The 15,080-nt window shown below is 40.4% G+C and carries 16 protein-coding genes; all 16 read right to left on the bottom strand.

The window, feature by feature from the left end; translation table 11 throughout:
- Positions 1-16 precede the first annotated feature (16 nt).
- Complete coding sequence (locus RI196_RS07375; RefSeq protein WP_063386868.1) at positions 17-1,165, bottom strand: acyl-CoA dehydrogenase family protein; 1,149 nt, start codon at positions 1,163-1,165, stop codon at positions 17-19.
- 284 nt (positions 1,166-1,449) lie between these two features.
- Entirely contained in the window at positions 1,450-3,126 is a 1,677-nt protein-coding gene (locus RI196_RS07370) for a sigma-54 interaction domain-containing protein (RefSeq protein WP_063386867.1), read from the bottom strand.
- A 215-nt stretch (positions 3,127-3,341) separates the two neighbouring features.
- On the bottom strand, positions 3,342-3,974 hold the full coding sequence (locus tag RI196_RS07365; RefSeq protein ID WP_311067169.1) for a HoxN/HupN/NixA family nickel/cobalt transporter: 633 nt from the start codon (positions 3,972-3,974) through the stop codon (positions 3,342-3,344).
- Between the two features lie 26 nt (positions 3,975-4,000).
- Positions 4,001-4,810 carry an urease accessory protein UreD gene (locus tag RI196_RS07360; RefSeq protein WP_066248729.1) on the bottom strand — a complete coding sequence of 270 codons (810 nt, stop codon included), beginning with the start codon at positions 4,808-4,810 and terminating at the stop codon, positions 4,001-4,003.
- 2 nt (positions 4,811-4,812) lie between these two features.
- Positions 4,813-5,421, bottom strand: coding sequence for an urease accessory protein UreG (gene ureG / locus RI196_RS07355; protein ID WP_063386865.1), 609 nt, complete (start codon positions 5,419-5,421; stop codon positions 4,813-4,815).
- Between the two features lie 167 nt (positions 5,422-5,588).
- Positions 5,589-6,272: an urease accessory protein UreF gene (locus RI196_RS07350; protein WP_311067168.1), complete on the bottom strand. Its 684-nt coding sequence runs from the start codon at positions 6,270-6,272 to the stop codon at positions 5,589-5,591.
- On the bottom strand, positions 6,265-6,714 hold the full coding sequence (gene ureE / locus RI196_RS07345) for an urease accessory protein UreE (protein WP_063386864.1): 450 nt from the start codon (positions 6,712-6,714) through the stop codon (positions 6,265-6,267). Before ureE ends, RI196_RS07350 begins: the two co-directional genes overlap by 8 nt.
- 11 nt (positions 6,715-6,725) lie before the next feature.
- Complete coding sequence (gene ureC, locus RI196_RS07340) at positions 6,726-8,435, bottom strand: urease subunit alpha (RefSeq protein ID WP_066248737.1); 1,710 nt, start codon at positions 8,433-8,435, stop codon at positions 6,726-6,728.
- The gene (locus RI196_RS07335; RefSeq protein ID WP_311067167.1) at positions 8,432-8,755 is read right to left on the bottom strand and encodes an urease subunit beta; all 324 of its coding nucleotides are present in this window, start codon (positions 8,753-8,755) and stop codon (positions 8,432-8,434) included. The genes ureC and RI196_RS07335 overlap by 4 nt, the downstream gene beginning before the upstream one ends.
- Before the next feature lie 13 nt (positions 8,756-8,768).
- Positions 8,769-9,071 (bottom strand): urease subunit gamma, encoded by a 303-nt coding sequence (locus tag RI196_RS07330; protein WP_063386861.1) that lies wholly within the window; start codon positions 9,069-9,071, stop codon positions 8,769-8,771.
- A gap of 206 nt (positions 9,072-9,277) precedes the next feature.
- Positions 9,278-9,979 (bottom strand): urea ABC transporter ATP-binding subunit UrtE, encoded by a 702-nt coding sequence (gene urtE, locus RI196_RS07325; RefSeq protein WP_094245567.1) that lies wholly within the window; start codon positions 9,977-9,979, stop codon positions 9,278-9,280.
- Positions 9,973-10,722, bottom strand: coding sequence for an urea ABC transporter ATP-binding protein UrtD (urtD, locus tag RI196_RS07320; protein ID WP_063386859.1), 750 nt, complete (start codon positions 10,720-10,722; stop codon positions 9,973-9,975). The genes urtE and urtD overlap by 7 nt, the downstream gene beginning before the upstream one ends.
- The gene (urtC, locus tag RI196_RS07315; RefSeq protein ID WP_311067166.1) at positions 10,697-11,761 is read right to left on the bottom strand and encodes an urea ABC transporter permease subunit UrtC; all 1,065 of its coding nucleotides are present in this window, start codon (positions 11,759-11,761) and stop codon (positions 10,697-10,699) included. The genes urtD and urtC overlap by 26 nt, the downstream gene beginning before the upstream one ends.
- 11 nt (positions 11,762-11,772) lie before the next feature.
- Positions 11,773-12,675: an urea ABC transporter permease subunit UrtB gene (urtB, locus tag RI196_RS07310; RefSeq protein ID WP_094245564.1), complete on the bottom strand. Its 903-nt coding sequence runs from the start codon at positions 12,673-12,675 to the stop codon at positions 11,773-11,775.
- Between the two features lie 24 nt (positions 12,676-12,699).
- A complete protein-coding gene (gene urtA, locus RI196_RS07305) occupies positions 12,700-13,947 on the bottom strand; it encodes an urea ABC transporter substrate-binding protein (protein ID WP_311067165.1) in 1,248 nt (415 codons plus the stop codon).
- Between the two features lie 335 nt (positions 13,948-14,282).
- Positions 14,283-15,080, bottom strand: a complete 798-nt coding sequence (locus RI196_RS07300) for an energy-coupling factor transporter transmembrane component T family protein (RefSeq protein ID WP_063386855.1) — start codon at positions 15,078-15,080, stop codon at positions 14,283-14,285.

The raw sequence follows: 15,080 nt of genomic DNA, 5'->3' as shown, positions 1-15,080 counted from the left end.
CATTCACTGCCTTTCCTTAAACTTCTTCGAGAATTTTTCTTGCGATAATGATTCTTTGAATCTCATTGGTTCCTTCATATATTTTTGTAATTCTGGCATCCCGATAGTACCGTTCAACTGGATATTCCGATACATACCCCATCCCGCCATGAATTTGGACAGCGCGATCTGCAACACGGTTAAAGACTTCAGAAGCAAATAGTTTGGCCATTGCTGCTTCTTTCATCACGTTTTTCCCTTCGTCCACCATCTGTGCGGCCTTTAACGTTAACGTTCGAGCCGCTTCTGTTTCTGTCGCCATATCCGCAAGCATCCATTGAACCGCTTGAAAATGAGCAATCGGCTTCCCAAACTGGATTCTTTCTTTTGCATAGGCAGCTGACATCTCAATAAGCTTATCACACGAGCCGACCGACCTGGCCGCCAGCCCAATCCGTCCTTCTGCCAAAATTTTTAAGGCTGATATATATCCTTTGCCAACCTCGCCAATAACGTTTTCTTCTGGAACTATGCAATTTTCCAAAATGACTTGTGCTGTATGAGATCCTCTTAATCCCATTTTTTTATCTTTTTTCCCTATGATTAATCCAGGAAAATCCCTTTCAACGACAAAGGCTGTAATCCCTCCTTTCGCTCCTTTCTCCTTATCCGTTACCGCAAAAATGGTAAAAATATCAGCTATCGGGGCATTTGTTATAAAATGTTTGATTCCGTTTAAAACCCAGTAATCTCCCTTCTTTTCCGCCCTTGTTGAAATATTTGTAGCATCCGAACCAGCCCCAGGCTCGGACAAGGCAAAACAGGCTATTTTTTCTCCGGCCGCCATTGCTGGTAAATATTTTCTTTTTAATTCATCAGAACCGAGCTTCACTAATCCTGTGCTACCGATTCCTGTATGTGCACTTATCATGCTGACAAAGCCGTTATGCGTACGACCAAGCTGCTCAAGAACGATCGCTTTACCAAGCGTATTTAAACCGATCCCGCCGTACTCCTCAGGAATACTGATTCCGAACAGGCCCAGTTCTTTCGCTTGATCGATGATATGTTGGGGAATTTGATCCTCTTCTTCTATTTGTTGAGCATATGGTTCCACTTCATTGTCCACAAACTGCTTCACCATTTGCTTCATCTGGTCGATTTCCTGTATCGTTGTTTCAAGCATGCAGCTTCCTCCTCAACAAGTTTTCATTTTTTTATAAGCAATAAGCGTGCCAATGACACATGATCGTTTTATTGCTTTTTTCCGAAATGCAGCGGGGGAAAATAATTCATAAATAAATCACTTTGTAGAAAAGTCTTTATTTCTCGGAAAAATATTTGATTCAAATATGAATCGATCAAATCAGTTTTGATTCACAAAAAAACTCCAATCCTTTCTTGAAAAAGATTGGAGTAAATTTATTTTTATCAGCATTGTTTAAGAGGAGTATAAATGATCTTTGCATGCTAGTTTTCATGACCATTTATATTTAAGTTGTATTTTCTCAGCTTTCGAACCACTGTTGGCTGACTCGTTTGCAGTGCTTCCGCTATTTCATACGTCGTTTTATATTTTTTACAAGCCATTCTTAAAATATTCTTTTCAGCTTGCTCCATCGCTTCCTTTAAAGATGGAATATTCGAATGGAACGTATTTTCATTTTGATATTCCGGCGGCAAATGATGAACCTTTAACAATTGATCCCGATTTACGAGCACAATTCTTTCAATCAAATTGGACAGCTCGCGAATGTTTCCCGGCCAATGGTAATGGTAAAAAAAGTCTTTTAATTCAGGGTCTATTTTCTTTTGCTTCCGATATTTTTTGTTTACATTTCGCAAAAACACTTCTACTAATGGCAAAATGTCCTCTTTTCTTTCTCTTAGAGGAGGGATGTGAATCGGGACGACATTTAAACGATAAAATAAATCTTCTCGAAACTCCCCTTTTTTGACCATTTCTTTCAAATCACGATTTGTTGCTGCAATAATTCTCACGTCTACCTTTTTTGTTTTCGTACCACCCAACCTTTGTACTTCTCTTTCTTGAATCACGCGCAATAATTTGACTTGCAAGTTTAATGGCAATTCTCCCACTTCGTCTAAAAACAGCACGCCCTTGTCAGCCGCCTCAAACAAACCTTGTTTTCCCTTTGCATTCGCTCCGGTAAAAGCGCCGCCTTCATATCCAAAAAGCTCAGATTCCAATAATTCAGGGGGAATGGCTCCGCAATTGACCTTAACAAATTCCCCTTTAAACCTTCTTTCGCTATTGTCATAAATATGCCGAGCCAACACATCCTTCCCAACGCCCGTTTCGCCTAAAATCAATACGGTTGCATCTACATTGATAATTCGATTGGCAGTGTCGTAAATGAATTTCATCTGCTGGCTATTGACAACGACATCATGCTCATCTTCCTTGTTTCTTTTTAATCGGTCAATCTCTTTTTTATATGTCTCATTTAATTCATTTGCTTTTTTTAAGGCTTTCTGGAGCTCATTTAATTCGGACAAGTCGCGAATATTTGTGACAACTCCCTCAATTTCGCCGTTTTCGTTAAAAATCGGATTGCCTGTTAACAATGTTTCTCTTCCTGAATAGTTTAGTTGGACAACTGACACCGTTCTTTTTGTTTTCAAAACTTTATGAGTTACAGAGTCTTTTAAAATCCCTCTCTTTTGGAGATAATCTACCTTTTTCCCAATATAGTATTCTTTTGGAATTCCAGTAATTCGTTCGATTGCCGAATTCGTTTTAATCGTAACACCTTCTTTATCCGTAATATAAATGCCGTCGTAAGAGTTTTCGATAATGGCGTCTAATTCACGGTTAAGGCGATGGGTCTCTTTTAACTCATCAAGCAATGAAATTAAATCTAAGGAAAAAGTCCCTATATAAAAGAAATGTTGAGATTCTTCTATTTTCGTTTTCAGAAACATGCAGCTTTTCCCTTCCACCTCCGTTCGCACAACTTTTCCATGTTTGAATTCTTCCCATATATGAAATATGTCGTGTATTTTTTTATGTTTAGTAGAAGTACGGACGTATTCATTGAATACTTCGTTGCCAAAGAGGATTTCTTCGTTGGGGGACATGACAAAATAGGGAAAGGGGATTTGAAATTGAACGGCTGAGCTCATCTAACCACCTCTATCTCACAGTTTTGCGGATTTTTTAGGTTGGCGATTTTTCGCCTCTTTACATATATTTGATTTACGAACCAGTTTCTACAAAAAATGTGGATGATTATTAAAAGAATACAATACTTTAATGATTTAGTAAATAATCCCAATACACATGAAAAAACCCCATTTGGATGGAGTGATCCAAACGAGGTTTTAAGCAATTAATCGATTTATATAAACAATCCGTCTTTAAAGCCGATTTCATAAATATAAAAGGTGCCGTATAATATACTAATTGCTCCGGCAAGCGAGCAAATGAACGGAACATATTTTTTCACTTTGCTTCCGAGAATAAACGGCAGACCGAGAATGGTTGTAAAACAAAACATGCCGACGATCGTCCCGACTCCGAAAATGCAGATGTATAAAAACGCTTGAAAATAGCTTTCAACAGTTGTCATCGTTAACAGCACCATTGTCGCGCTTCCTGCCAAACCGTGAATAAAACCGATGATCAATGATTTAATATTTGTATATTCCGTTTCATCGTTTCGCGCCAGTTTGTGCCTGCCATCGCGAAGACTTAAAATTCCTAAAATCACTAACATAATCCCGACGAATAATTCCAATGTCAATGAAACCTTCTCCGGAATAGCTGTTTTTAATCCGATCACGATCATCCCGATCAACAAAAGGGTAGCGGTGTGTCCAATTCCCCAATATACTCCTGTTAAACTGGATTTCTTTAAAGTTTTTGTCCTGCTGGCAATTGTGGACACAGCAATCACATGATCCGGTTCAGTTGCATGTTTCATCCCGAGAATCAATCCGAAAAAAAGCACGGATAAAAAATTGACTGACACATTTTTCACCTCTTCTATTTATCTCTTTAATATTTTCGTAATAGGATTGGAGGTTCTTTTAATAGATAAGCTCTCGCCAATCGGTGAACTTCCAAAAACAGCCCCTCAATGTGATCGGTATGGTTTCCTAAAATTCTAATCATAAAGGCAGATGGCAAAAATCTTGAAATGCCGATCCGTCCATCAAACGGTCCTCCCTGCAACTGGCATGAAATCTTTTCCATTAATTTATCATCCACTTCGTCAGAAATAACGAGGAACGAACCGTAATGTGTATAGCCTTCCATATTCAATAATTGATCAATTCCCCGATCCCCTTGTTGATAAAAATGATCGAACAAAATCAATCGATTTTCCTTATAAACTTTTAATTTTAGCCGAATTGCATCGAAACAGAACGGCTGCCCGGTTTCAGACCAGCCCGGCGTAATAATTTCTTTGTACAAAAAGGCTGCACCCTTTTCCATATGGACGATGGTTTCCTGCTCAAAGCGAGCCTGTTCATAAACGATCAACGGATCTGACAAACATTCCAGCACGCTGTCTTTTTGCAATGTAAACAAGAATTTCTGCTTGACAGGTTTTTTCGGTGTTTTATAAATTTTCGTTGAAGATTGTGACGTCACCGCAAGCCTTGCCTTTTCACCTAAGGAAATTTCTTGTGCGTATTCATCCCCGTCTACACATCCGCCGCCGACATGAATCACATAAACGATCGGTATCGACGATTCCGTATAGACCGGCTTTGTCATTTTCAAAGCTCCTTGAAAAAAGTGATCCGTAATTACGGTCCGCTCCCCTTTTTGCTCCGCGCGAATCTGCAAAATTCCTTCCATTTCTACAACCCTGCCAGCAGCGCATTTCGTTTAATCCAATTGATCACATTATCTAAACCAATTTCTTCCTTTAAATTAGTAAAAAAGAACGGTCGCTCCCCCCGCATCATTTTCGTATCTTGTTCCATGATTTCAAGACTTGCACCGACATAAGGAGCGAGGTCGATTTTATTGATGATAAACAAATCAGACTTAATCATCCCTTGTCCCCCTTTTCTTGGGATTTTTTCCCCTTGGGCAACATCAATGATATAAATGGAGAAATCGACTAATTCCGGGCTGAAGGTTGCCGCTAAGTTATCTCCACCGCTTTCAACAAAAATCATATCTAAATCCTCGTGTCTTTCTTTTAACTCATCAATTGCCGCAAAATTCATCGATGCATCCTCACGAATGGCCGTATGGGGACAGCCGCCTGTTTCGACGCCGATAATCCGATCCTCCGGAAGAACGCTGTTTTTTATTAAAAATAAGGCATCCTCTTTTGTATAAATATCATTAGTGACAACAGCAACACTGAATTCCTTTGACAAATAGCGAGTCAATTTTTCCACTAGCAGCGTTTTGCCGGCTCCTACTGGCCCTCCAATTCCGATTCGTATAGGTTCCATTTTGACTGATTCGGGATTAGCCCCAAATCTTCCCCCCCTTATCTTTTGATCAAGCTTTGCAGTTTTTTTTGAAAAGAAGCAGATCGCTTCTTACGCTTTCCAGCCTTTTCGCTTCAGCCAAGCATGCAGAGAGTTTGTAAAAATAATGAAACTCTGAAAACAGTCTGTTAAGACATAAAAAGTCTTACATGCAATTGCTCATGCCTCATTTGTGCAATTTCAAGGCCAGGTGATTGCGCACCTAAATCGTCGATCGATAGTTTGCCAATTTTTAAAACAGCTCTCCTCACATCCTCCTGCAAATCTTTTAATAGCAGCTGCCCTTCTTTTTGACCGATCGGAATGCCGCGGACTCCGTTTTGTACAAGCGTTTGAATAGTGGAATACAAATACGTTACAAGCGTTGTTTTTTCATCCGCTCCTATTTTTATCCCGACAATGGCAAAAACGAGAGCCGCATGTCCGTAAAGCTCCTTCGCTTTTATTTTTTGAGCATATTGTTGCAGTGTTGGATGAGGGTAAATATTTAAACAAAGCTTCAGCATTTGCTCGCCAATTCTTCGGTTCCCTTCTTTCGTTTCTTTAGCCATTAAGCTGGCGTAAAGAATCTCATCCAGCTTCCAAAGCTCCTCTTGTTTCCCTTCTTTTTCAAATTGATATGCAAGCCGGCAAGCCAGTCCGTCCGTATAGACGAGCTGCTTGTCAATGTACGTTTTTAAAAAACTTTTAAATGTACTTGCATCTTTTATTTTCTGCTCAACAATATATGTTTCGAATCCGAACGAGTGGGAGAAGGCTCCGGAAGGAAAGTTTGAATCGCATATCTGCAATAAAGGCAGCCAATCAATCATGGTGATGATGTCCGACATATCGAAAAGGTTGTTTTATTTTTCGTTTCTCCCGTTTACATGGAATGTTCAGCTCGTTTGCAAGTTGTTCTACAAGATGATCGTATTGCACGATCATTTCATTTCCTTCAAACTGAGCCGGCAAATGTCTGTTGCCGATTTGATGTGCAATTTCTCCCATCTCTTTCAGCGTAGCCGGACAAATGACAAGGACATCTTCAGGCAGGACAGAAATAATGATCATATTGTTTTCATCTTCATATAAAATGTCACCATCTGCCAGCTTCTTTTCCTCCTTTAAACGAATCCCTATTTCGTTCCCGTGGTCTGTTTTCACTCGTTGAATTCTTTTGAGCAGATCATCGCTTCTTAAATAGACGCGCTCCACATGTTTTTCCTTTACTGCTTTTGCATAAATATTTCCAAGTGTTTCTTTAATAATCATCCGTCTTCACCTCAAAACAGAAAATATCTTTGCGCCATCGGAACAACTTCAACCGGCTCACAATTGATCAATTCACCGTCTACCTTTACCTCATACGTTTGTGGATCGACTTCGATAGAAGGAGTTTCACCATTAAAAACCATGTCCTTTTTCGTCAATGTACGAACTCCTTTGACGGGTTTCACGATTTTTTGCAACTTTAACTTTTCGGGAATGCCGGCTTTTATTGCTGCTTTTGACAAAAATGTGATCGATGTTTGTGAGACAGCTTTGCCAAATGATCCGAACATCGGACGGTAATAAACAGGCTGCGGAGTTGGAATGGATGCATTTGGGTCTCCCATCAAACTATAGGCAATCATTCCGCCCTTGATGATCATTTCCGGCTTCACCCCAAAAAAGGCCGGATTCCAAACAACTAAATCCGCCAATTTGCCGACTTCTACAGAGCCGACATATTCAGATATTCCGTGGGCAATCGCAGGATTGATCGTATATTTTGCCACATATCTTTTCACTCTGAAATTGTCATGATCTTGGCCGTCTCCCTTTAAGGAGCCCCGCTGCTTTTTCATTTTATCTGCGGTTTGCCATGTCCGCGTAATCACTTCGCCGACCCTTCCCATCGCTTGCGAGTCGGAACTGATCATGCTGAATACGCCAAGGTCATGAAGAATATCTTCCGCCGCAATCGTTTCTTTGCGAATGCGGGAATCTGCGAAGGCGATATCTTCAGGAATAGCCGGATCCAAATGATGGCAAACCATCAGCATATCTAAATGTTCCTCGAGCGTGTTGACTGTAAACGGTCTTGTCGGATTTGTCGAAGAAGGCAAAACGTTTGGCAGGCTGGCCATTTTCATAATATCCGGAGCGTGTCCCCCGCCTGCGCCTTCCGTATGGTATGTATGAATGACCCGGTCTTTAATCGCTGCAATGGTGTCTTCTACAAAACCGGCTTCATTTAACGTATCTGTATGGATGGCAACTTGCACATCATACTCGTCAGCTACGGATAAACACTGATCGATCGCCGCCGGTGTTGAACCCCAGTCCTCATGCAGTTTTAAACCAACTGCACCTGCTTTGATTTGCTCCTCTAACGCTTTTTTTCCGGATGAATTTCCTTTCCCTAAAAAGCCGAAATTCATAGGAAAATGTTCAACTGACTCCAGCATTCTATAAATATTCCATTCACCCGGTGTACAAGTCGTTGCATTTGTCCCTGTTGCAGGCCCCGTTCCTCCTCCTATCATTGTTGTAATTCCAGATGTCAAAGCTGTTTCAATTTGCTGAGGGCATATAAAATGAATATGGGTATCGATTCCGCCTGCCGTAACAATCATTCCTTCTGCCGCAACGATTTCGGTTGAAGCTCCGATTACCATTGTGACGCCATCCATTAATAATGGATTTCCCGCCTTTCCGATCGCGGCAATTTTCCCATCCTTTATGCCGATATCCGCTTTATAAATACCTGTATAATCAATAATAATGGCGTTTGTGAGAACAAGATCCATCACGTCTTTCCTTTCGGCAAATGGATGCTGTCCCATTCCGTCGCGAATCACTTTCCCACCGCCGAATTTTACTTCATCTCCGTATACGGTAAAATCTTTTTCGATTTGAATGAAGAGTTCCGTATCAGCCAATCTAATGCTGTCTCCAGTTGTCGGGCCGAACATATCGGCATATTGTTTGCGCGGCATTTGAAAACTCATTTGTCCGCCTCCTTTGTCAACGGTCCGTTCGTCAAATTATTTAAACCGTACACTTCTTTTTTTCCCGAAAATTCAACGAGCTCTACGATTTTCGCATCGCCCGGCTCAAACCTTACCGCCGTTCCGGACGGAATGTTTAAATGCCTGCCGAACGCCAGCTGCCGGTCAAATTCGAGCGCCCTGTTTACTTCAAAAAAATGAAAATGCGAACCGACTTGTACTGGACGGTCCCCTCTATTGACAACATTGAGCCTGATCGCCTCTTTCCCTTTATTGCAAACAATCGGAGCTGATTTTAATCGATATTCCCCTGGAATCATTTTTTCACCTCTTTTACCGGATCGGATCATGGACGGTTACAAGCTTCGTTCCGTCTGGAAATGTTGCCTCCACCTGGATATTTTCGATCATTTCCGGAACGCCTTCCATCACATCATCTCTAGTTAAAATTTTTGTGCCATATTGCATCAACTCCGAAACCGTCCGTCCTTCCCTTGCGCCCTCCATAATCTCATATGTGATGATGGCCACTGCTTCCGCATAGTTCAGCTTCAAGCCTTTTCTCTGCCTTCTGCGCGCTAAATCTGCAGCAACAACGACCATCAATTTTTCCTGCTCTCGGGCTGTCAGCTTCATAACACCCTTCCTTTCTAACAGACAATCAAAAATAACACGATTTTCTTACATTCCATTTCCCTCAATGGGTTGAAGATAAAAGGTGTTTTTATGTTATTTTTTATTACAAATATAATTCACACTATGTGAAACACCAAGTGTTATGTTATATTTTTTAACATGGAAAATTTAAAAAAATTTTTCTAGGGGGAGGAGGAAGTTTTAAATTAAACTACTAAATATTGTTGAATGTCTTCAATATTTGTGTTTTTTACTACACCCTTTGATACAACAGTTCTTTTGTCCAAAATATAGTATTCATCAGAACAGGCAAATGCTGAATCTATGCTGTGCTCAACTAAAACGACGCCAATTCCTTTTTTGGACGCAATTTTTACAATGACCTCCTGTATTTGCTCTACTATAGATGGTTGAATCCCTTCCATCGGTTCGTCCAGCAATAATAGCTCGGGCTGCCCGGCAAGAGCCCTCGCAATGGCCAATTGCTGCTGCTGCCCGCCGCTTAAATCTCCTCCTTTTCTCTTCAACATTTCCTTTAAAACAGGAAAAAGCTCGAAAATTTCCTCTAAAACAAGCGTTTTTTCTATCTTTTTCGAAACAGCTTCAAAGCCTAAAATGAGATTTTCTTCCACAGTCAGCGAAGAGAAAATCTCCCTGCCTTGGGGAACATATCCGATTCCTTTTTTTGCCCTCCTTTCCGGAAGCTCATGTGTAATTTCCTGATCATTCCAATAAATAGTCCCGTCCATCGGCTTTAACAATCCAACAATCGTTTTGATCAATGTTGTTTTTCCCGCCCCGTTTCTTCCCAGAATGGAAACGACCTTTCCTTTTTCAACTTCAAGATGAACATTATTCAACACCATCGTTTCATCATATCCTGCTTTCAAACTAGATATTTTTAGCACACCTTTGCCTCCCTTCCTAAATAAACCTCTGCAACAAGCTCATTTTGCTGCACTTCCTCCATGGAACCTTCACACAAAATTTTCCCTTCATGCATAACTGTTACCTGTTCAGCAAAATTCCGAACAAAATCCATATCATGTTCAACAATCAGCACTGCGCATTTCTCAGCTATTTCTTGAATAAACAAGCCGGTTTTTTCCCTTTCCGCCCCAGTCATGCCGGCAATCGGTTCATCAAGAAGTAAAACTTCCGGTTTTTGCAGCAGCTGCATGCCGATTTCAAGCCATTGTTTCTGGCCGTGGGACAGCAAGCCTGCTGGGTCATAAGCTCGATCTAAAAGATCGGTTCTCTCAAGCATTGCCGTAATTTCGTCTTTTTCATCCGCGGTTAATTTCGCCTTCATAACGGAAAAAAGATTTCTATTTTGTTTGATCGATAACTCCATGTTTTCAAATACGGTTAATTCAGTAAAAACGGACGGATTTTGAAATTTTCTAGCGATTCCATGCCGAACGATTTCGTGCTCTCTCCGCTTTGTCAAATCTACTCCTTGAAACATCACTTTTCCATCTGCTGCTTTTGTTTTGCCGCAGATGACATCAAGAAGAGTCGTTTTGCCCGCACCATTCGGACCAATTAAAAAACGAATTTCTCCGTGATGAACATCTAAATTGACACCTTGAAGCGCTTTAAAGCCGTCAAAATCAACAATAATATCATGACACGACAGAATCGGATTCACCTTTTTTCACACCTTTTTCAAAAAATTTCGCAATACGCTTTGGAAAAGCTTCGAACAACCCGGCAATTCCTTTCGGGAAAAAAACAACGATCAAAATGAATAGAATGCCTAAGCAGAAAAGCCAAACATCCGGATATGTTTCACTGAAAAAGCTTTTGGCTCCGTTTGTTAAAATCGCTCCGATTATGGCGCCGAATAACGAATGACGGCCGCCGATGGCTACCCATAAAACCATTTCAATTGAAGGGATAATATCCATCATCGAAGGAGAAATGAGACCGACCTGCAAAACAAACAACGCGCCAGCTATTCCGGCAAACGAAGCCGATAAACTGTAAATAAACACTTTAAAAACAGCCGGATCAAATCCTAAAAACCGAAGGCGGTTTTCGCCGTCCCGAATGGCAATTAATACATGGCCAAGTCTGCTTTTGGTAATCCAAACAGATAACATAAAAATGGCAAACAAAGCGAAAACGGTAATAGCATATAAAACAATTTGTACTATTGGTGAGGATAAAGAAAACCCAAAAACGGTGCTAAAATTGGTTAATCCGTTTGTACCGCCTGTCAAATCCTGTTTGGCAATTAAAAGTGTGACGACGACAACAACGACTGCCTGTGACAAAAGAGAAAAATAGACGCCTTTGATCCGGTTTTTAAACGTAAGCATGCCCAAAACCGCTGCCAGCATAGCTGGTATGAAAATTGCTGCCATTATGGAAAAGAAAGGATTAAAGAAGGGCTTCCAAAACCACGGAAGCTCCTGCACTCCGTTCCATTCCATAAAATCCGGCAACGCTCCTTTTGAAGCCTCCAATTTTAAATACATCGCCATGCAATAAGCTCCAATCCCAAAATACACGCCGTGACCTAAGCTTAATATCCCGGTGTACCCCCAAATAAGACAGATTCCTACTGCAATGATCGCATAGCAAAGAAATTTTCCGAGCAACGCTAAGCGGAATTCGGTTAAATAAAACGGGGCCAGAAGTAAAATCAGGAAAAATAACAGATAAATCATTTGTTTTCTGCGCATAATCCGTCCTCCTAATCCAATGCCCTTGTGCGATAAGAGAAAATACCTAACGGTTTCCACTGCAAAAATAAAATGATCACTGCAAATACAATGACTTTTGCCATCGTGGCGCCGAAGGAATATTCAACAACAGTGCTAAGCATTCCAATGCCAAATGCGCCGATAATCGTCCCTTTCAATCCGCCAATTCCTCCTAAAATGACAACCATAAACGCATCGACAATATAGTACGTTCCAATTGTAGGGCCGATCGGTCCTAATAAAGTTAAGCTACAGCCAGCGATTCCGGCTAATCCAGCTCCGAGAGCAAAGCCTAGAGAATCTATTTTTCTTGTAAAAATTCCTAAACAAGAGGCCATATTTCTATTCATCGTGACCGCTCTTATTCTCAAACCGGTAGACGTTTTGTTTAAATAATAATAAAGCAAAGCGATACAAACGATTGACAGAGATAAAATCAACAACCTTTTATAAGGCAATGTAATGCCAAATATTTGCCAGCCTCCATCCATCCAAGCAGGTGCAACAACCGCAACATTCGGAGCGCCAAATATGGATCTGGCAATCTGCTGCAAAATCAAACTAATTCCCCAAGTGGCCAAAAGACTGTCTGTTGGTCGATTATATAGAAAACGAATGATTCCTTTTTCAAGCAGATAACCGATAAACGAAGCAACGAGAAATGAAATCGGTATAGCAATAAAGTAGTAATAATTAAACAAGTTTTCCGGCAAATATTTAGAAAAAATGAGCTGCATTACATAGGTTGCATACGCACCGACCATAATTAATTCACCGTGGGCCATGTTGATGACATTCATTAAGCCAAACGTTATAGCTAAGCCAAGGGCGATCAATAACATGATCGATCCAAGGCTCAGCCCGTTAAACAGTTGACTGATGAAAATTGACAAGCTGTTCACTCCTATCAATTTAGATTATTCATTATTTTTAGATAATTTTTCCGCCCAAGAATAGCTTTTTAAATACGGATCCGGCTTCACCGGCTCACCAGAATTCCAAATTTCTTTAAATTGGCCGTCCGGTTGAATTTCGCCGATTCTTACTGTTTTCCACAGATGCTGATTCTCCCCTTCTATTTTTACCGTGCCGCCCGGAGCTTTGTACTCGATTCCCTTCGCAGCTTCCTTGACCTTTTCAACCTCAAAAGATCCCGCTTTTTTTACTGCTTCTGCCCATAAATGAACAGCTATGTAAGCCGCCTCAATCGGATCATCCGTTACACGCTCTTCACCATAAGCTTCTTTATATTTTTCAACAAACGCTTTGTTTTCTGGTATATCCGTTGTCTGGAAATAATTCCATACCGCTAAGTGGCCGGCTAATACTTCACCGCCGATTCCTCGAATTTCTTCTTCAGCAATGCTGACCGACATCACAGTAACATCCTTCGATGTGATTCCGGCATCCTTCAATTGTTTGAAAAAGGCGACATTGCTGTCTCCATTTAATGTATTAAAGACTACGTCAGGTTTCACTTTTTTCATTTTATTGATGACCGTGCTGTAATCAGTATGTCCTAAAGGTGTATATTCTTCGACAACTACCTCTCCGCCTTCAGCTTTTAATTGTGCTTTAATAATACTGTTTGCCGTGCGCGGAAACACATAATCCGAGCCAATTAAAAAAAACTTCTTCCCTTTATTGTTTAACAGCCAGCTGACAGCAGGCACAATTTGTTGATTGGTGGTCGCCCCCGTATAAAAAATGTTCGGAGAAGATTCCATTCCTTCATATTGAACGGGGTACCAAAGCAAGCCTTTATTTTGTTCGACTACCGGCAGCATGGCCTTTCTGCTTGCGGAAGTCCAGCCGCCAAAAATCGTCGCTACCTTATCCTGTTGCAGTAATTTCTTTGCTTTCTCAGCAAAAGTCGGCCAGTCAGATGCGCCGTCTTCAATAACCGGTTCAATTTTCTTTCCTAAAAGCCCGCCTGAGTTGTTAATTTCTTCAATCGCCATTAATTCTGCGTCCTTTAAAGAAACTTCACTGATCGCCATCGTGCCGCTTAATGAATGGAGAATACCGACTTTCACAACATCCGTTTCATTTTGTTCGCTATTCTGTCCATCGCTTGATTCCTTTTCCTCTAAAGCAGAAGACATGGCACATCCACTTGCGAAAATTACAGAGAAAATCGTTAGAAATAAAAAAATTTTTTTCATTATTGTCCCCCTTTTTAACACTTTATGTAATTTTATATAACAAAAATACCGATTCCCTTTCCTTCATACAACAAATACGGAAAAAATGTTAACATGATTTTTCAAAAAAATACCTCTAGGTGTTTCCCCTAGAGGCTCTTTTTCATCAAACAAACTCATTCACTTTTTGCTTCAAAATGGTTTACTTCTTGTTCCTTTTCAGAAAAAATTGTTTGACACTGTCCATCGTTTCGTAAGTTGGGACAATCACTTTACTTGGATGCTTTCGGGACTATTCAATCATTTAAATCTACCATGCAGCGATTATGAAAAAGCATTTTGCAGCCGACTGCCATTTATTCAATATACCTTACATCTGTAACCGGGAAAAACGGAAGCATCTTAGCTGCATAGTAGCTTAACAAAATAGCGATTATAAAATAAAGGACAAAGCAAAGATCGTATTTGGAAAACCCGATTTCGTAGTAAAACGTTCTTTTTGTGTCATTCGAAAATCTTTTCGCCTCCATCGCTACAGCAATTCTGTGCGCTCTGCGAATGCTTTGCGATAGCAGCGGAATCGAGTATGCTTTCAATTTATGAAAAAAATTCGCTAAGCCTTTTCTTTGCTCGACACCTCTTACAATCATCGCTTGCCGTATTGTTTGAAACTCTTCGATCATAATAGGGATTAAACGAATGCCTGCCATAAAGCTGTAAGCATATTTAGGCTTCAACTTTAATTGCTGCATTAACGAATAAAATAAAAAAACCGGTCTTGTCGTTAACGAAAACATTAACCCAAGCAGAGCGAAGATAAGGGCACGAAATCCTAAATGAAGACCGCGATAAAAGCTTTCTTCTGTAATATGGATCAGCCCCCATTCCCACCATGTTGTCTCACCTTTTCCAAAAAAAATCATGGAGGTAGCAGTCGACACAAAAATAAGCACGAATGGAATCAGCAATAAAAGTATGCGCTTCATCGGATGACCGGTAAAAAAAGCAAATAAAAGAAAGGCGGAAACTGTGTAGTTGATTAAAAAATTAATGTTGTGAATAAACAGAACACTAATAAATAAAACGATCAGAAACAATAGCTTTAAGCTCGGGTTGATTTTATGCAGCCATGTTTCTTTTATGTCAAAATCCAT

Origin of the sequence: Aeribacillus composti, assembly GCF_031760945.1 — a bacterium.
In the GTDB taxonomy this organism is placed as follows: domain Bacteria; phylum Bacillota; class Bacilli; order Bacillales; family Aeribacillaceae; genus Aeribacillus; species Aeribacillus composti.
This window is presented reverse-complemented; position numbering and strand designations above follow the sequence as displayed.